Genomic DNA, 24,458 nt, shown 5'->3' with positions numbered 1-24,458 from the left:
GCAGGAGCCCAGCGTCTTCTGTCTCACCGCCGCCACAACGTCCCCAGCAACTCCAACGGCAGCCGAGGCCGCATCGCCACGAGAACGCTCGCCGGCGCCAGCAGCAGCCAGAAGACGGGCGACCAGCCCAACGTCTCGCTATGCGCCGACAACGGCGTGAGCAGGAGCAGCAGCGCGCCGGCGGCCAGCCAGGCCATGGCGATGAGGGCGCGGATGCGGCGGGGCGAAAGCGTGTCGTTCATGGCGTGACTCCGTGGCGGCATGGGCCGCACGTTAGGCGGCCCCCGTCTCACGGACCGCGACCGGCTGGGTAGAATGGCGGGGCCAAGCCATCGAAGGAGCCTCCATGAGCGCCGAAGCGCACCGTTACGCCGTGTTCGGTCACCCGATCGCGCACTCGCTGTCCCCCGAAATCCACTCGGCTTTCGCGAAGCAGCTGGGCATCGCCCTCGATTACCGGACCATCGACGCCGCGCCGGACGACTTCGTCGCCGAGGTGAAGCGCTTCTTCGCCGAGGGCGGCCTCGGTGCCAACGTGACCCTGCCGCACAAGAACGTCGCCCTCGCCCTTGCCGACAAGCACACCGAAGCCGCCGCGCGCACCGGGTCGGCCAATACCCTCACGCCCCTGGTCGGCGGCGGCATCGAGGCGCACAACACCGACGGCAGCGGCTTCGTGCGCGACATCACCGAACGCCACGGTTTCGACCTGCGCGGTCACGACGCCCTGCTGCTGGGTGCCGGCGGCGCCGCCAAGGCGGTGGCCTGGGCGCTCATGGACGCCGGCGTGCGATCGCTCACCATCGTCAACCGCACGCCCGAGCGTGCCGACGAGATCGCCGACGCCATCGGCGAACCCGCCCGGTGCCATACGCGCTATTGGGACGGCCTGGAAGGCGAGTGCTTCGACCTCGTGGTGAACGCGACCTCCATCGGCGTCACGGGGGGCGACTTCGCCCTGCCGATGTCCATCGTGCAGGACCATTCGACGGCCTACGACCTGTGTTACGGCGCCGCCTCGGCGGGCTTCAAGGGTTGGGCCGTCGCCGCCGGGGTCCGCCCCGACTGGTTCCGCGACGGCCTGGGCATGCTGGTGGAACAGGCGGCCGACGCCTTCGAACGCTGGCACGGGCAGCGCCCCGACACCGACCCGGTCTACCGCGAACTGCGCCAGCGTTACTGAGCATGGGACTCGCCTGCCGCCCCGGTTGCGGCGCGTGCTGCATCGCCCCGTCGATCAGCTCGCCCATCCCCGGCATGCCGCAGGGCAAACCGGCCGGCGTGCGCTGCGTACAGCTCACCGCCGACAACCGCTGCGCGATCTTCGGCCGCCCCGAGCGACCGAAGGTCTGCGACGGCCTCCGACCCGAAGCCGCCATGTGCGGATCGGGTCGCGCGCACGCGCTGTCATGGTTGGCGGCGCTGGAGAAGGCCACGGCGGCATAGGCCTCCGAGACGGACTACGCTACGCCGCATCGGACGGCTCGAGGGATGCTTATGGACGAAAGGACGTTGACCTTCATCGCGGTATGCATCGAGTTGGGCGTTCCCGCCGGATGGCTGGCGCTCATGTATCTCCGGCCGGCGACCCGCAGACGCGCGGTCGTGGTGCTGGGTGCCGTGTCACTTCCTTCGTTGTTCTACGCCGCCGTCGTCGTCACGCACGTCCTGCGCTCGACGGACCGTCCGGACTTCGCGTTCTACGCCGCCTGGGCGATGACATTCGCACCCTATGTCGCGGTCGTCGTCGGCGCGTCCCTCCTTGCGCTGGTGCCAAGGCCTTCCCACCTGGGCGCCCGCTTCCTGTTGGGGTTGGCATCGGCACCGTTGTCGTACTTCCTGTTCGTTTGGCTGGCATCACTGCTGTGATCGTCGATTGAACGAACCTATCGTGGCAAGTGCATCAATCGATTTGTCATCCCATCCGATGACGTGGACACTGAGCGCATCACGAACGGGAATCCGCATGTCATCCATCTACGACCACCAGGTTCGCACCATCGACGGGCAGGCGCTCTCCATGGAGGCGTATCGCGGCAAGACGCTGCTGATCGTCAACGTCGCTTCGCGCTGCCAGTTCACCCCGCAGTACCAGGGCCTGGAGGCGATGTACCAGCGCATGCGCGGGCAGGGCTTCGAGATCCTGGGCTTTCCCTGCGACCAGTTCGGCAATCAGGAGCCCGGCGCCGACGCGGACATTAAGTCGTTCTGCGACCTCACCTACGGCGTGAGTTTTCCGCTGTTCTCGAAGATCGAGGTCAACGGCGAAGGCACGCACCCGCTGTATGCCGCGCTCAAGCACGCCGCGCCGGGGTTGCTCGGTGCCGAGGACATCAAGTGGAACTTCACCAAGTTCCTCGTCGACCGCTCGGGAGCGGTGGTGAAACGGTATGCGCCGGCGTTCACGCCGGACTTCATCGAGCGGGAGATCGCGGACAGCCCCGCGCTGGCCTGAGGCCATCTCGATTCGCCGATACGATCGGCACCCACCCTTCGGTAGTAAGCCTGCTACCGAAGGGGTGGGAGCCGATCGTATCGGCGAATCCAGCGGAGCGAGGCGGTTGATGTGTGACCGAACGATGTCAGCGAACCGCGTCGCGTGAAAGACACGTAAGACCCACGTCACATCGGCGTAAGGGCCGTTACATGGGAAACGGGGACGCTGGGGGACTCATCTCCCCGCAAGGTCCACCCGATGACGTTCGCCCGCACCGCCCTGGCCACCGCTCTTGCCCTTTCCCTGTACGCAGGCCTCGCGAGGGCCGACGACGACACCACGCCGTCCACGTCCACCGACAGCCGCGACGCGAAACAACTCGAAGCGGTATCCGTCATCGCTCCGGGCGAAACGCGCCAGATCCAGAGCATCGGCGTCGACGAGATCGTGCGCCAGCAGGCCCCGGGTTCCAGCCCGCTCAAGGCGTTGGATAAGCTGCCGGGCGTGCAGTTCCAGGCCGCCGATCCCTGGGGTGCCTACGAGTGGTCCACGCAGATCAACCTGCACGGCTTCGACCAGTCTCGCCTGGGTTTCACCCTCGACGGCATTCCGCTGGGCACGATGGGCTACGGCGTCACCGATGGCCTGCAGGTCACCCGCGCGATCACCTCCGAGAACCTCGCCACCGTCGAACTGGCGCAGGGAGCGGGTGCGCTGGGCACCGCGTCGAACACCAACCTCGGCGGCACGGTGCAGTTCTACTCCGCCGACCCGGACATGAAGGCCGGCGTGCGCGTGAGCCAGGTTCTGGGCTCGGATTCGACGCGGCGCACGTTCGCCCGCGTCGACTCCGGCGATCACGATGGCTTCTCGATGTACCTGTCGTTCGCCCACGCCGACACCGACAAGTGGAAGGGCTTCGGCGACCAGAAGAGCAACCAGGCCAACCTCAAGGCCGTTTATCAATGGGGCGACGGCAACCGCATCAGCCTGTTCGCCGACGGCAGCAAGCGCAAGGAATACGACTACATGGACCTGTCCCTCACCAGCCAGCGCGCATTGGGCTGGGATTGGGATTACCTCCAGCCGGACTGGAACACCGCCGTGCAGATCGCCAACGCGCTGAACGGCAAGGGCGATTACCCGGCCGTGCTGAACGCGTTGCCGGCCGATTACGGCAAGGGCGACGCCACCTATTACGCCGGCGGCGGCATCCGTCGCGACGGTCTGGCAGGCCTTTCCGGTTCGTTCAACCTCGGTGGCGCCACGCTCGACGCGACGGGCTACTACCACGCCGATCGCGGCGAGGGGCAATGGGCCACGCCGTACCAGGCGTCGTCGCCGACGGTGCCCATCTCGATGCGTACGACCGATTACGGACTGGACCGCTACGGCATCACCTCCGCGTTGAAGTTCAGCGTGGCGAACAACGACGTCGAGATCGGCGTGTGGGGCGAAGACGCGAACACCAACCAGGAACGAAATTTCTTCCCGCTCGGTGGCCAGTACACCTCGTTGTACGTCGTCTACGACGACCAGGCGCCCTTCATGCGCGCGTTCCTGCAACACTACGAAACCAAGACGCGCATGGCCTACGCCGAGGATACGCTACACCTCCTCGACGACGCGCTGACCGTCAACTTCGGCGCGAAGTCGTTGCGCGTCACCACCGACGCCACCTCGCTGGTGCCGACCACGTCCTATGCGCAGGGCCGCATGCGCGCGAGCAAGGGCTTCCTGCCGCAGGCCGGTGCCGACTACAAGCTCGACGCCAACCAGGACATCTATGCGTCGTACGCGAAAAATCTCTCGGCGTTCGGCATCACGCCCTTCAGCACCTCGCAGCAGGCCTTCGACGATGCGAAGAGCCGCCTGAAGCCGGAAGAGTCGCAGACGTGGCAGCTCGGCTATCGCGCCCACGGCGACACCTTCGAGGCCTCGGTGGGCGTGTTCTATACGCGCTTCGAAAACCGCCTGCTCGTCACCACGCCCTGCCCGGCCGTGGTCACCTGCGCCTCGTCGTTGAACAACGTGGGCGACGTGAAGAGCCGCGGCGCCGACCTGGCCTTCATCTGGAAGCCGGTGCAGGGACTGTCCTGGCTCAATTCGTTCTCGTACAACCACTCGACGTACCAGGACGATTACCAAAGCTCCGGCCTCATCCCCACCGCCGACAAGTACGTGGTGGGCGTGCCCAAGACGATGTTCTCAAGCGCCGTGAGCTACGAGATCGCGGGCTGGCGCGCGAACCTCGAAGGCAAGTACACGGGCCGCCGCTACATCACCTATACCAACGATTCGTCGGTGCCTTCGTACTGGGTGATGAACGCCGGCGTGGCCTACGACTTCGGCGCGGTGGCGGGCGTGGATGAACTCAGCATCGGGCTCAACGCCACCAACCTGCTCGACAAGCGCTACTTCGCGACGACCGGCACGAACGGTTACGTGGCCTTCGATCCGAACGGCTACAACCAGACGCTGATGGCGGGTGCGCCGCGGCAGTACTTCGTAAGCCTCAACGCGAAGTTCTGACCGCGAGCCGCATGGTCGAAACCTAGCGTCGCCCTGCGAAGGCAGGCGCCCAGCGTCTTCCGCCACGGTGACGGGAGACGCTGGATTCCTGCCTTCGCAGGAATGACGGGTCGGCTGCCTTGAGGCGAACAGACGTCCGCTTCAACGCGATGTGCTGACCGCGAACCCCTTGGCAATAACCTCACGTCGCCCCTGCGAAGGCAGGGGCCCAGCGTCTTCCGCCACGGTGACGGGAGACGCTGGATTCCTGCTTTCGCAGGAATGACGGGTCGGCTGCCTTGAGGTGAACAGACGTCCGCTTCAACGCGATGTGCTGACCGCGAACCCCTTGGCAATAACCTCACGTCGCCCCTGCGAAGGCAGGCGCCCAGCGTCTTCCGCCACGGTGACGGGAGACGCTGGATTCCTGCTTTCGCAGGAATGACGGGTCGGCTGCCTTGAGGTGAACAGACGTCCGCTTCAACGCGATGTGCTGACCGCGAACCCCTTGGCAATAACCTCACGTCGCCCCTGCGAAGGCAGGCGCCCAGCGTCTTCCGCCACGGTGACGGAAGACGCTGGCCCCTGCCTTCGCAGGAATGACGGGTCGGCTGCCTTGAGGTGAACAGACGTCCGCTTCAACGCGATGTGCTGACCGCGAACCCCTTGGCAATAACCTCACGTCGCCCCTGCGAAGGCAGGCGCCCAGCGTCTTCCGCCACGGTGACGGAAGACGCTGGCCCCTGCCTTCGCAGGAATGACGGGTCGGCTGCCTTGAGGCGAACAGACGTCCGCTTCAACGCGATGTGCTGACCGCGAACCCCTTGGCAATAACCTCACGTCGCCCCTGCGAAGGCAGGGGCCCGGCGTCTTCCGCCACGGTGACGGGAGACGCTGGATTCCTGCCTTCGCAGGAATGACGGGGCCTGCCGCCTGAGGCGAACAGGCCCCTCTTTCATCCAACGAACGCTCAGAGCGCCGTCGGCAACCGATGGCTCCCCTGGAACCGGTTGGCCGGCACGATCGCCTTCGCACCCAACGTGAGCGCGGTGCCATACGCATCGGCCACGCGGAACGACGCGAAGTCCCCGCCCGTGCTCTGCCACTGCACGATGCGGTTGTTCGCATCGCGCCACAGCAGGTCGGCGCGACCGTCGCCGTCGTAGTCGGCCACCGAAAGCAGCGTGTACCCGGCGGGCACCGCATGGTCATGGCGACCCGTGACGGTGAGGCCATTCATGTTCCACCACGTGATGCCACCGGTGGCGGTGTTGGTCCAGATCAGGTCGGTGGTGCCGTCGCCGTCGACGTCGCCCACGCCGAACAGGCGCGTGTTGGCCGGACGATCCGGCAGCTTCAGGCTGACGAAGCCGTCGCGACGGTCGCCGCGCCACAGCGTGACCGAGGTACCGTTGACGAAGGTCCAGACGATGTCGGTGTAACCGTCGCCGTCGACGTCGGCCAGTGTCGGCTGGGCGCCCGCGACGCCGTTCTTCGGCCACGACTTGCCGGTGACGATGATGTCGTTCTGCGTCTTGGGGTCGAGATCCAGCGCCCACCAGACGATCTGGTCCTTCTCGGTATCGAACCAGACCAACTTCTGCACGCCGCTGTCGTCGTGCACGCCCGCGCCCAGCAGCTTCCAGTTGGAGGGGATGGCATCGGCTACGGTGAAGGTGAAGTATTCGCCGTCGGCGGCCGACACCCACACGTGCAGGCGATTATCGGTACCGATAAGCAACAGCTCGTTCGACTTCAGCGACAGCGCGTCGAGCCCGGGGATGAAATCGCCGGAGGCGACCACGGTGAGGCCGGCATCGAGTGCCTGGGCCTGGTCGTAAAGGCTGACCGCGCCCTTCATCGCGACCGAGTGCAGCAGGCCCTTGTCCGGATCGACATAGGCGAAGTCGCTGTAACCGTCGTTGGTGAAGAGGTTCTTGAGCGAGAACAGGTCCATCGGGGCCTGGTAGCCGCGGCGCGCCGGGGCGGACCAGTCGGCGACGGCATCACTCAGGTTGGCCGCGTTGATGCTGCCCAGGCCGGTGGCGAGGCTGTATCCGACGTTGGTGCGCCAGGCGGGCACCAGCGTGCCGGTGGTGGGATCGCCGCCCTCGACGATGCCGACGACGTTGGCGAGGTTCTTGCCGCTGTCGCAGTTGACCGAGCCCGCGCCGCAGGGCTGCACGATGTCGCCCTCGGTCACGTTGTAGAACACGCATTCGGGGCTGGCCGTGTTGCCGTTGCTGGCGTTGCACGCGTTGAGCATCTTGGTGTTGGGCGAACCCACCGTGCCGAACTGGCGCGCGGCGATGCCGTAAAGCGCGGGCAGCATGTTGCCGTGGCGGGTGTCGTTGGCCTGGTTGATCAGCGCCTGCACGCCCGCCATGGCCGGCGCGGCGAACGAGGTGCCGCCGGCGGAGTTGGCGAATACGGCGTCGGGATCGCGGAAATCGCAGGCGGTGCCGCCGTTGGCGCTGTCGGACATGCAGAACACCAGCGCATGGCCGAAGATCCCGTTGGCGGAGAACAGCGACACGTCGGGAATCGTACGCGAGGTGTGGTTGGTCGAACCGTGGATGCCGACCTGCTCCACGGGCTGCTGGAACACCGTGCTGGGGCCGCCGCCCGCGCCGCCGACCTGGAGGAAATCGCCGCCGCGGCCGGAGCCGTCGTTGCACGCGGTGACGCCGTCCTCGTAGCCCAGCAGCGTGTACAGGTGCTCGCTCGCGCAGCTGTTGTTCCAGGCCATCTCCGGGATATAGCTCACCGCGGACTGGTAGTACGGCATGTTCTTGGCCGTCCAGTAGGCCGACTGCTTGCCCAGGTCGTTGAAGTCGGTGCCGCCCACGGCCACCACCGACGGTGACGAGGCCAGTCCGTTCACCGACGCGCCCGAGGTCGACCAGAACAGCGCGCCCTGGTCGCACTGCGTCGAACCGCCGTCGCCGGAGGAAACGAACACCGTGACGCCTTCGGCGGCGGCCGACGAGAACAGGATGTCGGCCAGCGAGGCATCGGACGGGTCCTGCGCTTCGCAGGCGCCGTAGCTCAGGCTCCACACCGGCGCCGGCAGTTCGCCGTTGGGGCCGCCGTCGAGCAGCCGCGAGGCGGCGATGAACGGCCCGAAGCTGGCGCCGCTGTCGGCGCACGAGGCCAGCACGATGTCGGCGTCGGGGGCGGCGGCACCGGCCCATTCGGCATCGAGCGCGGCTTCGCCCTCATCGCCGTTCAGGCCCGGATCGGCGCAGGCTTCGCCGCCGGCGAGCGGATGCAGGATGCTGAACGTGCCTTTCGCATCGGACGGCAGGAACGCGTCGCGGAAATGCTGCACGTCGCCGGGCAGCACGTTGGTGCGCTCGAGCACCACCACGGTCTGGCCCTCGCCGCGTACGGGCTGGCTGCGCTTCCACAGCGGATTGACGTTGTACACCTGGTTGAAGTCGGCCGGCACCATGTCGTACGTGGTGCTCGGATTCGACGTGCCCGGCGGCACCGTGAAATTCGCCTTCGCCGTGGCCGGCGCGATCCACTTGCCCTGCTTGCGGTCGAACTGCGTGCGGGTGAACGGCGTGTGCTGCGCGGTGGGGAAGATGTTGTGCAGCGACACGCTGGCGACCACCGTCGACAGTGCCGCCGGTACGCGCGCGGGCGTGCGGTTGGCGAAACGGCGGTTGCCGTCGAGGTCATAGCGATGCAGGTCGGTGGCGAAGGCCTTGGTCACCGCCGCGGCCGAACCGGAGAATTCGATGCGCATGCGGTCGCGCGACACGTAGGACACCGTGAGGCCCTGCGACGCCAGCCATTGCTTCACCGCCTGCACGTCCTGGGGCGCCGGTCCGAACCGTTCGCCGAGCTGGTCGGCGGTGAGCCATTGGTGGAAGTTGCCCGAGCCGGGATTGTTGAGGCTCGACAGGTAGCTGCGGAAGGCTTTCTCGCGATCGTCGTCGCGCTTGAGCACGAGCGTCATCGAGTCGATGGCGTCGGTGGGCGCCATGGCACCCTGGTCGTGCCGTGCGGCGGCCGGTCCCGGCGTGCCGCCGGGCAGCGCGAAGGTGGACGTCTTCTCCACCTGCCGGGTCACGCGGACCGTGGCGGCGGGAGCGGCGGCGCGAGCCGCCTGCGTCAGCTCGACGGCGGCGGCCGGCAGCGACAGGGCACACCCCGTCGTCAGCCCCGCGAGCGCGAGCTGGTTGAGATACCTGCGAAACATCGGTGGACTCCCTTGGCGTGAGTGATGGATTCCCCCGCCGAACTCCCCCGCTTCGAAGCTCCCCCTGACGCCGCAACAGCACGGTCGATCAGCCCGCCGACGGTATACGCATTGCCGGAAAGTAAACCTGACAGGCATCACATTTGGACGTCCAGACGGGAAACCGCGATGTGCCCGCGCGCACGGCAACCGGATTGCAACAATCGGGCGATACCGTGATCCGTCCGCCGGGGCCGTCCGACAGGGGGATGGCCTGGTCGCGGATGCCCCACGAGAATCACCCCATGCTCGACTCCCTTCCCGCCGCGATGCCCCGTCGCGCGGTTCTCGCCGCCGTCGCGGGCGCGATCGTGATCGCGGCCGTGGCCGCCACGCTGCTGACGCGCGGCCAGCACGTGTCGGCACCTTCGAGCGCGGCCGGGACGCTCACCGATGCGGCGGCGCCGTCGGGCCATTCCAGCGAAGTGGACATCCTGCTGGGACTCGCCCGCGAGGCGACGAAGGACGGCCGCCTCGTCGCGCCGCAGGGCAACAACGCCTACGAGTACTACCTGAGCGTGCTTCAGCTCGACAAGAGCAACGCCACCGCGCAGGACGCCCTGCGCGAAACCATGCCGTTCGCGTCCCAGGAGATCGAGCAGCAGATCAATCGCCGGCAGCTGGAAGAGGCGCGCCGCGAGATCGCCTTGCTGCGAGACTTCGATCCCACGAACTACACGCTGATCATCCTGGGCGCCAAGCTCGACGCGCAGCAGCAGGTGGTCACCGCCGAGGACGAGGCCAGGGCCGACGCGATGAGGCGCCATATCCCATAGGGGCGCGGATTTGCGGGTCCGTTCATGGTCCGCAACCCCCGAAAGGGGGATACTTGGCGTTCCCCAAGGCAAGGAGCCTCTCCCATGAACCGTTTCGGCATCCTCTTCTTCATGGCCGCCCTCGGCGGCGCCGTGCTCAGCGCCTGCCAGACCGCCCCGGCCACCCAGCCGCGGCCGCAGCCCGTGGCGGGCTTCGTCACCGACGTGAAGGCCTTCGACGCCTTCATCGCCACCCGTCCCACGCCCGAGCAGTTCCGCGCGGCCTACCCCGATGTCCTGCTGGTCACGCCCGACATGATGACCACGCGCGAGATCCGCATGAACAACAGCCGCTATTTCCCGGAGATCGACGCGGAAGGCCGCATCAAGGGCGGCAAGTTCATGTGAGCGGCCGCCGCGCGGCCTGGTGAACCGCAAGGGCGTTATTCTTGCGCCCCACGTTCAACGGTTCCCCCCACCATGTCCATCCGGCCCTTCAAAGGCATCCATCCGCGCCTCGGTGCACGCGTCTACGTCGATCCGGCCAGCACCCTGATCGGCGACGTCGACCTGGCCGACGACGTCTCGATCTGGCCCGGTGCCGTCGCCCGCGGCGACGTGCACCACATCCGCATCGGCGCGCGCAGCAACCTGCAGGACGGCGCCATCGTCCACGTTACCCACGACGGTCCGTATACCCCGGGCGGCTTTCCCACGTTGATCGGCGAGGACGTCACCATCGGCCACGGCGCGGTGATCCACGCCTGCACCATCGAGGACGCCTGCCTCATCGGCATGCACGCCACCGTGCTCGACGGCGCGGTGGTGAAGAAGCACGCCTTCGTGGCGGCGGGCGCGCTGGTGCCGCCGGGCAAGGTGGTCGGCGAGCGCGAGCTGTGGGTGGGCAATCCGGCGAAGATGGTTCGCGTGCTGAGCGACAGGCAGGTGGAGCAGCTTTATTACTCCGCGGCCAACTACGTGCGGCTCAAAGACGATTATCTCTCCGCTCCGTAGGGATCGCGGACAGCTTGATTTGGCTGGAGCCCAGCACCACGCTGGGAACCGAAAGGAGACCCCCATGGACAGCACCACCAATCCCCTGCTCGACCCCAACGGCGACCTGCCCGCGTTCTCGGCCATCCGGCCCGAGCACGTCGAACCCGCCATCGACCGGCTCATCGCCCAGGAGCGCGCGCGCATCGACGAGATCACCGCCGAGGGCGCCTTGCGCGACTTCGAGCACGTGATCCTCGCCCAGGAGCGCCTCGACCAGGCCATGTCCCGGGCCTGGGCGCCCGTGAGCCACCTGCATTCGGTGGCCGATTCGGAAGCCCTGCGCAAGGCGCACGGCATCGCCGAGGAGAAGCTCACCGAGCACGGCCTCGAGGTGGGGCAGAATCGCGCGCTCTATGCCGCCACCCAGGCCGTGGCCGACCGCGACGACTTCGCCGGACTGCCGGTCGCCGCCAGGGCGTCGGTGGAACACGCGCTGCGCGACTTCCGTCTCTCGGGCGTGGCCCTGGAAGAACCGGCGCGCACGCGCTTCCGCGAGATCGGCGTGGAGCTGTCCCGGCTCACCACCGAGTTCTCCAACGCCGTGCTCGACGCCACCGAGGCGTGGCACAAGCACATTACCGACGAACGCGATCTGGCGGGCATCCCCGCCTCGGGCCGCGCGGTGCTGCGCGAATACGCCCGTGAAGCCAAGCTCGAGGGTTACCTCGTCACGCTGAAGCAGCCGAGCGTGCAGGCGGTGCTTACCTACGCCGAGAATCGTGACCTGCGCGAGGCGGTCTACTTCGCCTACCAGACGCGCGCGTCGGACCAGGGGCCGGACAAGGGCAAGTTCGACAACTCCGAGCGCATCGAGCGCATCATGGCCCTGCGCCACGAGGCGGCCCAGCTGTTGGGCTTCGCCAACGCCGCCGAGGAATCGTTGGCGACCAAGATGGCCGCTTCGCCCCAGGTGGTACTCGATTTCCTGCGCGATCTCGTCAAGCGTGCCAAACCGCGCGCGAAGGAAGAACTGGCCGAACTGCGCGCGTTCGCCACCGACGAGCTCAAGATCGACAACCTCGAGCCCTGGGACGTCGGTTTCGCCGCCGAACGGCTGCGGCAGCAGCGCTATGCGCTCGACGAAGAGCAACTGAAGCCGTATTTCCCCGCCCTGCAGGTGATCGATGGCCTGTTCGCCGTGGTGGAGAAACTCTACGGCGTCACCTTCCGGCCGCGCGACGACGTGGACACCTGGCACAAGGACGTCCGTTACTACGACCTGGCCAACGCCGACGGCAGCGTCTTCGCCGGTGCCTATGTCGATCTCTATGCGCGCTCCGGCAAACGCGGCGGCGCATGGATGGACGTGTGCGAACACCGCTTCCGCGACGGCGACCACGTGCAGTTGCCGGTGGCCTTCCTCACCTGCAATTTCCCGCCGCCGACCGACGGCGCGCCGGCGCTGCTGACGCACGACGACGTACTCACGCTCTTCCATGAATTCGGCCATGGCCTGCACCACATGCTCACCGAGGTGGATATCCCCTCCGTCGCCGGTATCGAAGGCGTCGAATGGGACGCGGTGGAGCTGCCCAGCCAGTTCATGGAGAACTTCGCCTGGGACCGCGAGGCGCTGCGCCTGTTCGCCCGGCACTACGTCACCGGCGAACCGCTGCCCGACGAGCTCTACGACAAGATGTTGAAGGCGCGGCATTTCCACGCCGGCCTGTTCCTCGTGCGCCAGCTCGAATTCGCCCTGTTCGACTTCCGCCTGCACCTGGAGTACGACCCCGCCCGGGGCGCCCGCGCGCTGGACGTGCTCGAGTCGGTGCGCGGCGAGGTATCGGTGCTGCACCCGCCCGCCTGGCAGCGCTTCCCGCACGCTTTCACCCACGTCTTCGCGGGCGGCTACGCGGCCGGTTACTACAGCTACCTGTGGGCGGAGGTACTGTCGGCCGACGCCTTCGAGCCGTTCGAGGCGGCCGGGGTGCTCGACCGTGCCACGGGCGAACGTTTCCGCCGCGAGGTGCTGGCGATGGGTTCCACGCGTCCGGCGCTGGAATCGTTCAAAGCCTTCCGCGGCCGTGAACCCGAGCCGGCCGCCCTGTTGCGCAGCTACGGGCTGGCCTGACCCCGACACCCACATGGCGCCCGGGCGCCATGTGGGTTTCCCCGGGGAGTCCTCTACAATGGCGCGATGAAGATCGCCTCATGGAACGTCAACTCGCTCAAGGTCCGCCTGCCCCACCTCCAGCAGTGGTTGGCCGAGGCGCAGCCGGACATCGTGGCCTTGCAGGAAACCAAGCTCACCGACGACAAGTTCCCGGTGGACGAGCTCGCGGCCATGGGCTACCGGTCGGTCTACTCCGGCCAGAAAACCTATAACGGCGTGGCGATCCTGGCGAAGGACGAGCCCATCGACGTGGTCACCGACATCCACGCCCTCGACGACCCGCAGCGCCGCATCCTCGCGGCCACGGTGGGCGACGTCCGCGTCATCGATCTCTACGTGGTGAACGGCAAGGCGCTGGGCGACGAAAAATACGCCTACAAGCTGCACTGGCTGGAGAAGGTGCGCGACTTCGTGGCGCAAGAGATCGCGAAATACCCGAAGCTGGTGGTGCTGGGCGATTTCAACATCTGCCGCGACGACCGCGACGTGTACGATCCGGTGGCCTGGGGTGAAGACATCTTCTGCTCGCCGCCCGAGCGCGCGGCCCTGCAGGCCATCCTCGACACCGGCCTGCACGACAGCTTCCGCCTGTTCAACGACGAGGCCGGCCAGTTCAGCTGGTGGGACTACCGGCAGGCCGCGTTCCGCCGCAACATGGGTCTGCGGATCGACCTCATCTTGATCAGCGATGCGCTCAAATCCGTAGCCACCTCGTCGATCATCGACAAGGCGCCCCGCAAGTGGGAACAACCGTCCGACCACGCGCCCGTCGCGCTGGAGCTTATGCTTTGAACACACCCAAGTCCGAATGGCCGAGCTCCCTCGACGACAAAGAGCTCGAAGAACTCGACATCTTCCTGCGCAAGCACGGCGGCGAGGGCGATCTCATGCTCGACGGCGTGCATGGCCTGCTCTCGTCCATCGCGGTGGGGCCGCTCGAGGTCAAGCCCGAGGAATGGCTGCACGAGGTGTTGCACGAGGCGTTCGACGACGAGGACGAAGGCAACCGCACGCTGGCGCTGCTGGCCAAGCTCAACGACTCGATCATGGCCGAGCTCGACGTCGATGCCTACGAGCCCATCCTGGGCGAGATCGATACCGAAGAAGGCCCGATGCTTTCCGCGGCGGGCTGGTGCGAGGGCTTCAGCCGCGGCATCGACATGCGCGCCGGCCTGTGGGAGGCCCGCCTGGCCGGTGACCCCGACCTCATGCAGCTGTTGGGACCGGTCATGGCGTTGGCCGTCGACGAAGGCGTGCTCCAGGCCGATGCCGAGTTCGAGAAGCTCACCGATGACGAATACGACGAGTGCCTGGGCCAGTTGCCCGAGGTGCTGAGCGCGGTCAGCGAATACTGGCAGGCCAAGCCGCCCACCGAGGACGAACTCAAGGCGCTGACGCGTCCCCGCGACAGCGACGACGACCACCCGCCCCGGCAGCGGTCGGGCCATTGGGTGCATTGAAACGCCTTTCGCGGACAGGGTCCGCTCGCACCCTTCGGTAGCGGACTCTCCTATCGAAGGGTGCGAGCGGACCCTGTCCGCGATTCCTGCGAAGCGAAACGCATCGTTCGCTCCAGGGCTCTAGGCATCGGCCACTCCAGGGCGCATCGTGTGCACAGTCCAAAGGCTTCCCGGAGCACGCCATGACCCAACGCCACATCATCCGCCGCGTGCGCGGCGTCGACACGTCCGATGGCGCGGGCGTGAAGCTCAAGCGCGTCATCGGCCAGCCCGCGCTCGACACGCTGGACCCTTTCCTCCTGCTCGACGAGTTCCGCAGCGACGAGGCCGGCGATTACATCGAGGGTTTTCCCGAACACCCGCATCGCGGCTTCGAAACGGTGACCTACATGCTCGCCGGTCGCATGCGGCACAAGGACAACCACGGCAACACGGGCGATCTCGGCCCCGGCAGCGTCCAGTGGATGACGGCCGGGCGCGGCATCTTGCATTCGGAGATGCCCCGGCAGGAAGAAGGCCTCATGTGGGGGTTCCAGCTGTGGGTGAACCTGCCGGCGGCCGACAAGATGACGGCTCCGCGCTACCAGGACATCGACCCGTCGGCGATTCCCGTGGTGCATCCCGCGACCGGCGTGACGGCCCGGGTGATCGCCGGTGAACTGGCGGGTGTCGAGGGTGCGGTCCGAGGCGTGGCCACGGCACCGGTCTACCTCGACCTCTCGCTGGAACCGCATGCCGCGTTCGACGTGCCCTTGCCCGAAGGCCACGCGGGGTTCGCGTACGTCTTCGACGGCGCGTCCGCCCAGGTGGCCGGCCAGGAGCTGGCTCGCGGCGACCTGGGTGCGTTCTCGCGCATCGGCGACACGGTATCGCTGCGCGCCGGCGACGCGGCCACGCGCCTGCTGATCGTGGCGGCCCGGCCCCTGGACGAACCGGTGGCACGCTACGGTCCGTTCGTGATGAACACGCCGGAGCAGATCCACGAGGCCATCGCGGACTTCCGCGCCGGGAAGTTCTAGGCGGTTATCGTCGCGTACAGGGTCTGCTGCCGCCCTTGGGTAGGAAACTTGCTACCGAAGGGTGGGAGCGGGCCTTGTCCACGATGGACGTGACTTGAGGTGTAATGATCGCGGCTATACGCTCTCCGCATGTCCCGACAAAAACACGCGTTTCTCTTCGATCTCGACGGCACCCTCGTCGACAGCGTCTACCAGCATGTGCTCGCCTGGAAGGAATCGCTCGACATGGAGGGCATCGACCTCTCCGTGTGGCGCATCCATCGCAAGATCGGCATGAGCGGTGGCCTGTTCACCGATATCCTGTTGCGCGAGACCGGCACCGACATCACCCCCGAACGCATCGATCGCCTGCGCCGCAACCACGCGGCGGCCTACGCCCGGCTGGCGCAGGCGGGCCAGGTCAAGCCGCTGCCCGGCGCGGTGGCGCTGCTGAAATGGCTCACCGATGCCAACATTCCCTGGGCCATCGCCACCAGCGGCCGCATGGAGACGGCGGCGCACAACATCGCCGCGCTCGGCGTCGATCCGAACAAGGTGCCCGTGGTCACCCGCGACCAGGTGCGCCACGCCAAGCCCGATCCGGACCTCTTCGTGACCGCCGCCGAGCGGCTGGGCACCGACATCCGCGACGCCATGGTCATCGGCGACGCCATCTGGGACATGCTGGCCGCCCAGCGCGCCCGGGCCCTCGGCATCGGCCTGCTTTCCGGCGGTTATGGGGAGAACGAGCTGGAGCGGGCGGGTGCCTATCGGGTCTTCGAAGATCCGGCCGACCTGCTCCGCCACATCGACGAAGTCGCCGCCCGAAGCTGAACGAATCGTCCGGGTTCCCCATGCCATTTAGCTGCCGGACGGACTCCGGTACTTAGCATGGGTGGAAATGCAGTCGCGAGGATGTCACTGCCCATGCGTTTTCTCTTCACCGTGATACCGCTCACGGCCGCGCTGATCATCGCGGCCTGCTCCCCGTCCGAACCGTCCGCCCCGGCATCCACCGCCGCCAGCACCGCCGCGTCGCCCGCGCCGGGCAAGACCTCGCCGGCCAATCCCGCCCTGGGCTCGCCGGAGTGGTACGCCTGGGTGGACAAGACCCTCGCCATCAGCGATGACGGCCATGGTCCTCGCCCGGAAACGCCTGAATGGAACGAGGCCGTGAATCGCAAGCTGGGACAGGAAGCGCCGCAGGCGAACCCGGGTTCGCCGGAATGGCAGCAGGCAGTGGATGCGTTGCTGCGCACGCGCGTGGCCACCCACTGACGCTTCCCCTGTCTCGTATCGCGGACGGGGTCCGCTCCCACCCCTCGGCAGCAGGCTTTGCTACCGAAGGATGGGAGCGGGCCCTGTCCGCGAATCCCGCGGTAGCGATACCCGCAGGGTAGTGGTCGGATCGGTTACCTTCACCGTACCGGACGGCAACGACAGCACCAGGCCGCCCGGCGGCTCGATCGGCTGGGTGACGACCAGTTCCACCACCCCGCCCTTCGCCTTCAGCGTATAGCCCAGCCGCCCATACGGCGTCCGAAGATCGCGCACCGCGATCCCGTCACCTTCGAGCCACGCCGGCGACACTCCCGCCGCCAGCACCACGGCGTGGTCCGCATCGCGTTCGTAAGCGAACAGATCCAGCGCCGAACGCACGTAATCCGATGCGATCCACGCATGGGGCATGTCGCCGACGAAGCGTGGCTTGCGCGGATCGCGGCCCACCACCTCGGCCCACTGATTCCATGCCGCGGGACGACGGTCGGCGAAAAAGAAGTCGAGCAAGGCGGTGACGCGGTCACGCCAGCCCAGGCGCACGAAGGTGGCGACGGTGCGCAGCTCGTAGGGCGTATAGTCGTCCCAGTCGCGTTTGCCGTCGCGCCGCGCGACGAAATCCTCCCAGTATTTTTCGAACGTGCGATGCAGCAACGGCTGCGGAAGCCGCGACTGCTCGCCACCCGGCGACACGGCGATGGTGGTCGAGGTGGCGTCGAAGTCGCCCAGCTCGGCGGCGCCGGGAATGAAGTCGATACCCTTGCGCTTCACCGCCGCGGCGATGGATGCGTGCAGGTCGGTGCGGAAAGCGTCGCGCGACGCGCCGAACGCCTTCGCATCGTCGGCATGGCCCAACGCCCGTGCGAGTTCCGTCGCATCGTCGTAACCCTTCAGCGCCCAGAAGTCATCCCAGTACGAGTGCATGGGCTTGGCCGAGTAGCCCTCGTGGCTGATCGACGCGGGCATGAGGCCATGCAAGGGCAACGGCCGGCGCTCGGAGGCACGCAGCGTGTCCATGTACGCGACGGCCTTGCGCACGTGGGGGTACAGCCCTTCGGCCGTGGCGCGGTCATGCGTGTATCGCCACAGCTCGGCGATGGCGAACACGAGCTCGCCGTGGCTGTCGTTCTCCGGCACCGGATCGGAGCCGCGCGCGTCCACGCAGCACGGCACCTTGCCGTTGGAAAACTGGTGCGGCGCATACCAGCCGACGAATTCGCCCGCGACGTCTTCGTGCCCCGTGCGAAGCAATCCCTCGAGCATCATCGCGCCGTCCCGTATCCAGGTGCGCGAATACGAGCGCGTACCCGGCTGCAAGGCGGGGCCGTCGCGCGACATCAGGATCTGGGCGACACCGCTCTTCATCGTGTCGACGATGGGCTGGGCGACTTTCGGAACCGTGATGGAGACGCGGTCGAGCGCATCGCGCCATCGTGACGCGACGGCATCGGCGTGCTCGGCGAGCCATGCGCTCGCGTTGCCGGGCCGGGCGAACGACGTACCAGGCTGCGCGGGCACGACGACGCCGAGATCGACATGACCGCGCGCAGGTATATGCACGCGGTACAGCAAGGCTCCCTGCGCGAGCCCATCGGCATCATGCGCCCTCGTGGGAGCCGACGTCGTCGGCGATGGAATCCGCGACGTGCCTCCATCGCCGGCGCAGCCAGCTCCCACGAGATCGGCAGGTGAGGCAGGGACGAAACAGGTCGTGGTTTGGAGCGGTATGACCTTCCGCTTGCCGTCGACCGTGAGTGACTGCCCATCCCATGCGATGTCGTGGATGGCGGCGATGCCACCGGGAGAATTAAGGAACTGGGTCGGCGGATTGACCTGGAACGGACGCGCGGCCAGCGCGAGCGTCAGGTCGCGCGCCGTATCGCCGCCGTTGGCGATGCGATAGGCGAGCACCAGCGACGACTCGCCCGGATGCCCTTCGGCGAATGCCGTCGTCGTGAGCGACACGGTCCCGTGTTCCCACGTGACCGAAGGCATCGGCAGATAACCATCGCGCAAGGACTGCGTGGTTTCCACGTCGGCCCAGGTCACGAGACGACCGCCGTCGATGAGAAACGGTTCGATGGAGAAGCCGCCGCGTGTCGTCTCGACGGCGCCGTCTTCGGAGATCAACGCCGAATCGCGCGAGCCGCCATCCACGCCGACGATCGTCCAGTAGGACTGTTCGCCGGAAAATCCGCGCGGATAAAGACCCCGGCGCACGCCCTTGGCCCGCGCTTCGATCAGGGCGTTGGGTGTCGGCGGCGGCACGGGTACCGCTTCCGGCGCACGGGGCGTGAGGCGCAGATCGTCGAAGCAGACCTCCCCCGTATCCGCGATGCCCTTCGGCAGCGCCTCCTTGTAGACCATGAACTCGACGTCGCGCGTGCGGCGCAGTGTCCGGTCTTTCACCGGCCCCCAGGCGAATTCCACCTGTCGGCTGGTGATGTCCAGGGGCTTCCAGGCGGTCGACGGCACGAAGCCCGGTGCCTGGTACCACCACACGTTGTCGCCGCTGTCGTCGATGAACTTCAGCTGCAGCGTGTTCGGGGGCATGTGGCCCTTCACGCGGAACGACAGCGCGAAGCCGGCGGGGAAATCCACGGGCAGGGTCCGTCGCATCGATGCCGAGCCGGACACGCCATTGAAGTCGAACGCGAGGCATAAGCCGCCGTCCGGGCCCCTACTCACGGCAGCCGATACGTCGTCGGTGTGTGCGGCCGTCCAGGCGGACGCATCGTCGAGGCGATCGAGCGAACGGGACCTGTCGGTGGCGGAAGCCGCGCTCGATGCGATCAGGGCCAGGGCGAAGAGAGCGCCCTTCCCGACCGCGTCGCACCGGCGCAGGCCGGTGCCTACGGCGGTGCGATCGGTTGTCGCGGTATCGCGTGGCCGGAAACCGGGGCCGTGGGCGCCGGCCTGCGCCGGTGCGACGAACGTTTGAAGCGATCTGCAACGCGAGCGCCTCACGGTCTCACCCTTTCACGCTGCCGAGCAGCAGGCCTTCCAGGTAATACCGCTGCAGGGCGAGGAACAACACCAGGACAGGCAGGATGGTGACCACCGAACCGGCCATCATCAACTCGCTGTCCTGCACGTGCTCGCGCGACAGCGACGCCAGCGCGATGGGCAACGTGTAGTGCTCCTGACCGGTCAACGCGATCAGTGGCCACATGAAGTCGTTCCACGCGGCGAGGAAGGTGAAGATCGCCAGCGTCACCATGATCGGTTTCAGCAGCGGCATCACGATGGTGGCGAAAATGCGGAACTCGCCCGCGCCGTCGATGCGCGCCGCTTCGAGCAGGTCGTTCGGAATGCCGCTGGCGTACTGCCGCACGAGGAAGATGCCGAAGATGGTGGCCAGCGCCGGTACGATCACCGCACCATAGGTGTTCACCAGGCCCATGTACTTCAGCAGGAGGAACAACGGCAGCATGGCCACCTGCGCCGGAATCACCAGCGCTCCCAGCAGCACCTGGAAGAGGCGCTGGCGCCCGGTGAATTCGAGCTTGGCGAAGGCGTAGCCGGCCATCAGGTTGAAGGCCAGCGAGATCAGCGTGATCGCCGTGGAAATCAGCAGGCTGTTGAACAGGTAGCGCCCCATGCCCGCGTTCATGAACAACTGGCGGTAATTGCCCAGGGTGGGATGCCCGGGCAGTACCGGTGGCGGCAGCGCGCTGGCCTCGCCCGGCGTCATGAACGAGACCGACACCATGTACAGCAACGGGGCGATGGCGACGGCCGCGCCGGCGAAGAGCAGGCCGTTGACGATGGCCTTGGCGGTGCGCGGGCTCATGCGGGTTCTCCCCGCTTCGACAGGCGAAGCATCGTGGCCGTGACGGCGAACATGATGACGAACAGGATGAAGGCCACGGCCGAGGCCGAGCCCAGGTTCCACCACTTGAAGCCTTCCTCGTACATCAGGTAAAGCACCGAGGTGGTGCTTTGCAGCGGGCCGCCCTCGGTCATCACGTACGGCTCGGCGAAGAGCTGGAAATACCCGGACACGGTGAGGATGCTCACCATCGTCATCGTCGGTTTCAGCATCTGCAGGGTGATGTGGCGGAACTGCGCGAACGGCGAGGCGCCGTCGATGCGCGCGGCCTCGTAGAGATCGCCGGGAATGGCCTGCAAGCCCGCCATGAAGATGATCATGTTGTAGCCGAAGTTCTTCCACACGGCGAAGAGGATGATGGTGGGCATGGCCCAGTGCGGATCGCCCAGCCAGTCGACGTGTCCCAAGCCCATGCGGTCGAGCACGTAGTTGACCAGGCCGTACTGCGTGTTGAAGAGATAACGCCAGATCACGGCCACCGCCACCACGGTGGTCACCACGGGGGCGAACAGGGCCGTGCGGAAGAAGGCCCTGAAGCGGGCCAGCGGCGAGTTGAGCAGCATGGCGGCGCCGAGCGAGGCGGCCATCGACAGCGGCACGCCCACCACCACGAAGTACGCCGTATGTCCCAGCGCCGACCAGAACAACGGCCGGTGCAGCAACGTCCAGTAGTTTTCCAGCGCCACGAAGCGCAGGTTGCGGATGTCCGCCAGCGCGTAGAGGTCGTAATCGGTGAGCGAAAGCACCAACGCGGCGATCACCGGCAACAGGAAGAACAGGCCCAGGATCACCAGCGCGGGCGTAACGAACACCCAGGCGGCACGCGATGCGGTCATGGCTTGGCCCCGTGGTCGAGCATCCAGCGACGTTTTTCCAGCAGCTTGTCGGCGCGGCGATCGATTTCCGCGGCGGCCTCGTCGACGGTGAGGTCGCCATGGGCGGCACGTGCGGCCACCAACTGCATCTCGGTGACGATGCGCTCCCACTCGGCGACGGGCGGCGTGGCCTTCACCCTCTCCAACTGGTCGCGGAAGGCCGCGGCCTTGTCGTCGTCACGCAGCGACGGCGCCTGCCACGACGAGCGGCGCGGCGGCATGTCGCCGAGGATGGCGTAGAAACGTGCCTGAATCTCCGGGCGCGAGAGGAACTCCACCAGCGCCCAGGCATCGTCCTTGTGCGGCGAACTGCGATAGATCACCAGGCTCGATCCACCCGCGTTGGAGGCGCCGGGCCCGTTCGGACCGGGCAACGTGGCTGTGCCCCAGTCCCCTTGCTGCTCGGGCGGAAGGCGGTGGCGGAACTCGCCGATGTTCCAGGGGCCCGACAGGTAGAACGCGAAGAAGCCCTGGCCGAACGCCGCCCACGGATTGCCGATGTCGACGTTGGTCATCATCGGCGCCTGGCGCTCGCGGAACATCGACACGTAGAAGGCCAGTGCCTTCTTGAATCCCGCGCTGCGGAAGTTGCCGTAGCGCCCGCCGTCGCGCAACAGGGGATCGTCCTGCTGGAGCGCCAGGCAGAGCAGCTGCTCGAACTCGTTGGTGGGAAGCAGTGCACCGTAGGCCTTGCCCACCGGCTGTGCGAGCTTCGCCATCATCGCCTGCCATTCGGCCCAGTCGCGAGGCGGATGGTCGTAGCCTGCCTTCGCCAGGAGATCCTTGCGGTAGAACAGCAGGCGCGTGTCCACGTACCAGGGCACGCCGTAGAGCGTGCCGTCGATGACGTTGGTGGACCAGATGGCCGGGAAGTAATCGTTCGCCTCGACGGTGCGCGACGCCTTCACCCTCGCGTCGAGCGGCTCCAGCGCGCCCAGCGCCACCATCTCGGGAATCCACGTGTTGCCCAGCTGGGTAATGTCCGGCGTGGAGTTGCCCGCATACGCCGTGAGCAGCTTCTGGTGGGCGGCGGTGAGCGGCAACTGTTGCACGGCCACGTGCAGCCCGGGATGTTCGCGCTCGAAATCGGGCAGCAGCTGGCGCACCGCTTCGCCTTCGCGGCCGATGGTCCAGAAGGTGAGCGTTCGGGTGCCGTCGGCCGGTTTCTCGCAGGCGCAAAGCAACGCGCAGGCCAATACCAGCGCGCATGCGTGGTGGAGCCGGCGACCGAAGGACATCACCAGAGTTCGGCCGCCGCGTCGGAATCCAGCCAGCCGCCGGTGAAGCCGGCGCGCTGGAGACCCTTGCGAAGGTACGGGTTCTTCTTCATCACGTCCCAGACGAAGTTGCTGCGGTAGTTCTCGATCATCAGCACGATCGGGCCCTGGTCGATGCCCAGTTGCACGGTGTCGGACCATCCGAAGCCGGGGATGAGGCGACCGGTGCGGACGTCGGCCTTGGTGGCGAAGCTGAGGTTGAACGCATCCACGAAGCCGTACTTCGTGTATATGTACTGGCCGTACTTCTTCTTCATTTCTTCCAGCGCGGGAATCACGATCTCCGGCGCGAAGGCGATGGAACCGCCGGCCGCGGTCGGCACGATGGTGCCGTCGTCGGAGATGTAATCACGGCCCGCGCCGCGCGCGGTGTAGCCGTGGAAGGTGATTTCCCTGTCGCCCTGCTTCACCACGAAACCGCCCGGTCCGTTGCTGGCGGTGAGGCCCCACACGTTCTTGCCGTAGCCCTTCCAGCCGCCGGGATTGGCGATGGCGTAGGCCTGCTGGGAATACGTGGCGCGGCGGCTGTTCTCGAAGTAGTCCAGGTCGTGTTCGCCGCTCCATGCGTCGCGGATGCCGCGGAAATCGACCCATGTGTGGCTGTACTGGTGGCCGAACATCGGCGCGAAGTTCAGGAAGGTCTGGCCGTGGAATTCGCCCCAGGTCTTGTCGTACGTCTTCGTCCAGGCCTTCCACGCGTCGTCGCCCACCGGGTGCGTGGGCGAGCCCAGCGCGAGCAGGTAGACCAGCATGCCTTCGTTGTAACCCTCCCAGTCGTGCGGGATGGTCTTGCCGCCCGGCGTCCAGCCCATGCTGATGAGGGGCGCGCGTTTCTGCAGCCAGGTCCAGTCCACGCGTCGATAGATGGCGTCGGCGAGATCGCGGATTTCCTTCTCCTTCGCGTCGTCGCGATCGTAGTAGCTCTGCGCGAACAGCACGCCGCCGAGCAGCAGCGTGGTGTCCACCGACGACACTTCCACCCAGTTGGCGAAACGCGTACCGGTCTTCATGTCGAGGAAGTGGTAGTAGAAGCCGTGGTAACCGGTCTCGCCTTCCTCGGCATCGCCCTGCGGCGAGTTCTTGAAGAAGCGCAGCGTGGCCAGCGTGCGGTCCACCGCCTGTTCGCGGGTGATCCAGCCGCGTTCCACGCCCACGCCGTAGGCGGTGAGGCCGAAGCCGACCGAGGCGATGGAGGCGAAGGAGTCGCCCGGGTAGTGATCGGGAATGAGGCCGTTTTCGGGATTGGCGCTGTCCCAGAACCACTGGAAGGTCCGCTTCTGCAGGTCGGCGATCGAGGCGGGGATCGCGTGCGATTCATGGACGGCGGCAGCCGCATGCTTCGCGGGCGCCTGGCCCTTCTGCGCCATCGTCAGTGGCGTCACGGCGGCCAGGAGCAGGCCGAGGGCGAGGGACAGGCGTTTCTTCGTGGTGGCTTGCATGACGATCCTCGGGGAAGACAGGAGCCGTGCGAAGTTAACACGACGTGTAAACGTTTACATTGTCGCCCGCCGTCCTTCCTGCGAACGCAGGAATCCGGCGCTCCGGTCCATGGCATGGCGATGCCGTTTCATCGGCTTCTTGCGTAGCGACGATGGGACGAAAACCCATCTCACGGCG

Annotated in this window: 21 protein-coding genes; 14 read left to right on the top strand and 7 right to left on the bottom strand. The window is 66.9% G+C overall.

From position 1 onward, the window contains the following. Positions 1 to 23: 23 nt before the first annotated feature. Positions 24 to 242 carry a hypothetical protein gene (locus L2Y94_RS21080; RefSeq protein WP_247371973.1) on the bottom strand — a complete coding sequence of 73 codons (219 nt, stop codon included), beginning with the start codon at positions 240 to 242 and terminating at the stop codon, positions 24 to 26. Positions 243 to 346: 104 nt separating this feature from the next. Between L2Y94_RS21080 and aroE the strand changes: the two genes are divergently transcribed. The 5 genes from aroE (at position 347) to L2Y94_RS21055 (ending at position 4,969) form a co-directional block, all read left to right on the top strand. Then, positions 347 to 1,183, top strand: a complete 837-nt coding sequence (aroE, locus tag L2Y94_RS21075; protein WP_247371972.1) for a shikimate dehydrogenase — start codon at positions 347 to 349, stop codon at positions 1,181 to 1,183. A gap of 2 nt (positions 1,184 to 1,185) precedes the next feature. Continuing rightward, the gene (locus tag L2Y94_RS21070) at positions 1,186 to 1,446 is read left to right on the top strand and encodes a YkgJ family cysteine cluster protein (RefSeq protein WP_247371971.1); all 261 of its coding nucleotides are present in this window, start codon (positions 1,186 to 1,188) and stop codon (positions 1,444 to 1,446) included. 66 nt (positions 1,447 to 1,512) lie between these two features. Next, positions 1,513 to 1,869, top strand: a complete 357-nt coding sequence (locus L2Y94_RS21065) for a hypothetical protein (protein ID WP_247371969.1) — start codon at positions 1,513 to 1,515, stop codon at positions 1,867 to 1,869. 97 nt (positions 1,870 to 1,966) lie between these two features. Beyond that, complete coding sequence (locus L2Y94_RS21060; RefSeq protein WP_247371966.1) at positions 1,967 to 2,455, top strand: glutathione peroxidase; 489 nt, start codon at positions 1,967 to 1,969, stop codon at positions 2,453 to 2,455. A gap of 240 nt (positions 2,456 to 2,695) precedes the next feature. After that, positions 2,696 to 4,969 carry a TonB-dependent receptor gene (locus L2Y94_RS21055; RefSeq protein ID WP_247371964.1) on the top strand — a complete coding sequence of 758 codons (2,274 nt, stop codon included), beginning with the start codon at positions 2,696 to 2,698 and terminating at the stop codon, positions 4,967 to 4,969. A 949-nt stretch (positions 4,970 to 5,918) separates the two neighbouring features. On the opposite strand, the gene L2Y94_RS21050 is transcribed toward L2Y94_RS21055, so the two are convergent. Then, positions 5,919 to 9,158 carry a protease pro-enzyme activation domain-containing protein gene (locus tag L2Y94_RS21050; RefSeq protein ID WP_247371961.1) on the bottom strand — a complete coding sequence of 1,080 codons (3,240 nt, stop codon included), beginning with the start codon at positions 9,156 to 9,158 and terminating at the stop codon, positions 5,919 to 5,921. A gap of 284 nt (positions 9,159 to 9,442) precedes the next feature. Here L2Y94_RS21050 and L2Y94_RS21045 point away from each other — a divergent pair, with 284 nt between their 5' ends. From L2Y94_RS21045 to L2Y94_RS21005, 9 genes are all read left to right on the top strand, one after another. After that, positions 9,443 to 9,973, top strand: a complete 531-nt coding sequence (locus tag L2Y94_RS21045) for an energy transducer TonB (protein WP_247371958.1) — start codon at positions 9,443 to 9,445, stop codon at positions 9,971 to 9,973. Positions 9,974 to 10,057: 84 nt separating this feature from the next. Continuing rightward, positions 10,058 to 10,360, top strand: a complete 303-nt coding sequence (locus L2Y94_RS21040; RefSeq protein WP_247371956.1) for a hypothetical protein — start codon at positions 10,058 to 10,060, stop codon at positions 10,358 to 10,360. Between the two features lie 72 nt (positions 10,361 to 10,432). After that, positions 10,433 to 10,966: a gamma carbonic anhydrase family protein gene (locus L2Y94_RS21035; protein WP_247371953.1), complete on the top strand. Its 534-nt coding sequence runs from the start codon at positions 10,433 to 10,435 to the stop codon at positions 10,964 to 10,966. Positions 10,967 to 11,030: 64 nt separating this feature from the next. Then, positions 11,031 to 13,079, top strand: a complete 2,049-nt coding sequence (locus L2Y94_RS21030; RefSeq protein WP_247371950.1) for a M3 family metallopeptidase — start codon at positions 11,031 to 11,033, stop codon at positions 13,077 to 13,079. A 66-nt stretch (positions 13,080 to 13,145) separates the two neighbouring features. After that, positions 13,146 to 13,913 (top strand): exodeoxyribonuclease III, encoded by a 768-nt coding sequence (gene xth / locus L2Y94_RS21025; protein ID WP_247371947.1) that lies wholly within the window; start codon positions 13,146 to 13,148, stop codon positions 13,911 to 13,913. Next, positions 13,910 to 14,581, top strand: a complete 672-nt coding sequence (locus L2Y94_RS21020) for a YecA/YgfB family protein (RefSeq protein WP_247371944.1) — start codon at positions 13,910 to 13,912, stop codon at positions 14,579 to 14,581. Before xth ends, L2Y94_RS21020 begins: the two co-directional genes overlap by 4 nt. 182 nt (positions 14,582 to 14,763) lie before the next feature. Then, positions 14,764 to 15,600 (top strand): pirin family protein, encoded by an 837-nt coding sequence (locus L2Y94_RS21015; RefSeq protein WP_247371941.1) that lies wholly within the window; start codon positions 14,764 to 14,766, stop codon positions 15,598 to 15,600. A gap of 129 nt (positions 15,601 to 15,729) precedes the next feature. Then, entirely contained in the window at positions 15,730 to 16,413 is a 684-nt protein-coding gene (locus tag L2Y94_RS21010; RefSeq protein WP_247371938.1) for an HAD family hydrolase, read from the top strand. Between the two features lie 93 nt (positions 16,414 to 16,506). Further along, complete coding sequence (locus L2Y94_RS21005) at positions 16,507 to 16,857, top strand: hypothetical protein (RefSeq protein ID WP_247371936.1); 351 nt, start codon at positions 16,507 to 16,509, stop codon at positions 16,855 to 16,857. 60 nt (positions 16,858 to 16,917) lie between these two features. On the opposite strand, the gene L2Y94_RS21000 is transcribed toward L2Y94_RS21005, so the two are convergent. From L2Y94_RS21000 to L2Y94_RS20980, 5 genes are read right to left on the bottom strand one after another with little or no spacing between them, the layout of a single operon-like run. Beyond that, entirely contained in the window at positions 16,918 to 19,824 is a 2,907-nt protein-coding gene (locus tag L2Y94_RS21000; protein WP_247371933.1) for a discoidin domain-containing protein, read from the bottom strand. A 4-nt stretch (positions 19,825 to 19,828) separates the two neighbouring features. Then, positions 19,829 to 20,650, bottom strand: a complete 822-nt coding sequence (locus tag L2Y94_RS20995) for a carbohydrate ABC transporter permease (RefSeq protein ID WP_247371931.1) — start codon at positions 20,648 to 20,650, stop codon at positions 19,829 to 19,831. Beyond that, positions 20,647 to 21,525 carry a carbohydrate ABC transporter permease gene (locus L2Y94_RS20990; RefSeq protein WP_247371928.1) on the bottom strand — a complete coding sequence of 293 codons (879 nt, stop codon included), beginning with the start codon at positions 21,523 to 21,525 and terminating at the stop codon, positions 20,647 to 20,649. Before L2Y94_RS20990 ends, L2Y94_RS20995 begins: the two co-directional genes overlap by 4 nt. Continuing rightward, a complete protein-coding gene (locus tag L2Y94_RS20985; RefSeq protein WP_247371925.1) occupies positions 21,522 to 22,802 on the bottom strand; it encodes a sugar ABC transporter substrate-binding protein in 1,281 nt (426 codons plus the stop codon). Before L2Y94_RS20985 ends, L2Y94_RS20990 begins: the two co-directional genes overlap by 4 nt. Further along, positions 22,802 to 24,280: a glucoamylase family protein gene (locus tag L2Y94_RS20980; RefSeq protein WP_247371924.1), complete on the bottom strand. Its 1,479-nt coding sequence runs from the start codon at positions 24,278 to 24,280 to the stop codon at positions 22,802 to 22,804. Before L2Y94_RS20980 ends, L2Y94_RS20985 begins: the two co-directional genes overlap by 1 nt. Positions 24,281 to 24,458 lie beyond the last annotated feature (178 nt).

Source organism: Luteibacter aegosomatis (assembly GCF_023078455.1).
Classification (GTDB): Bacteria; Pseudomonadota; Gammaproteobacteria; order Xanthomonadales; family Rhodanobacteraceae; genus Luteibacter; species Luteibacter aegosomatis.
Note: the sequence above shows the minus strand (reverse complement) of the source record. Positions and strands in the feature narration are given on the sequence as shown.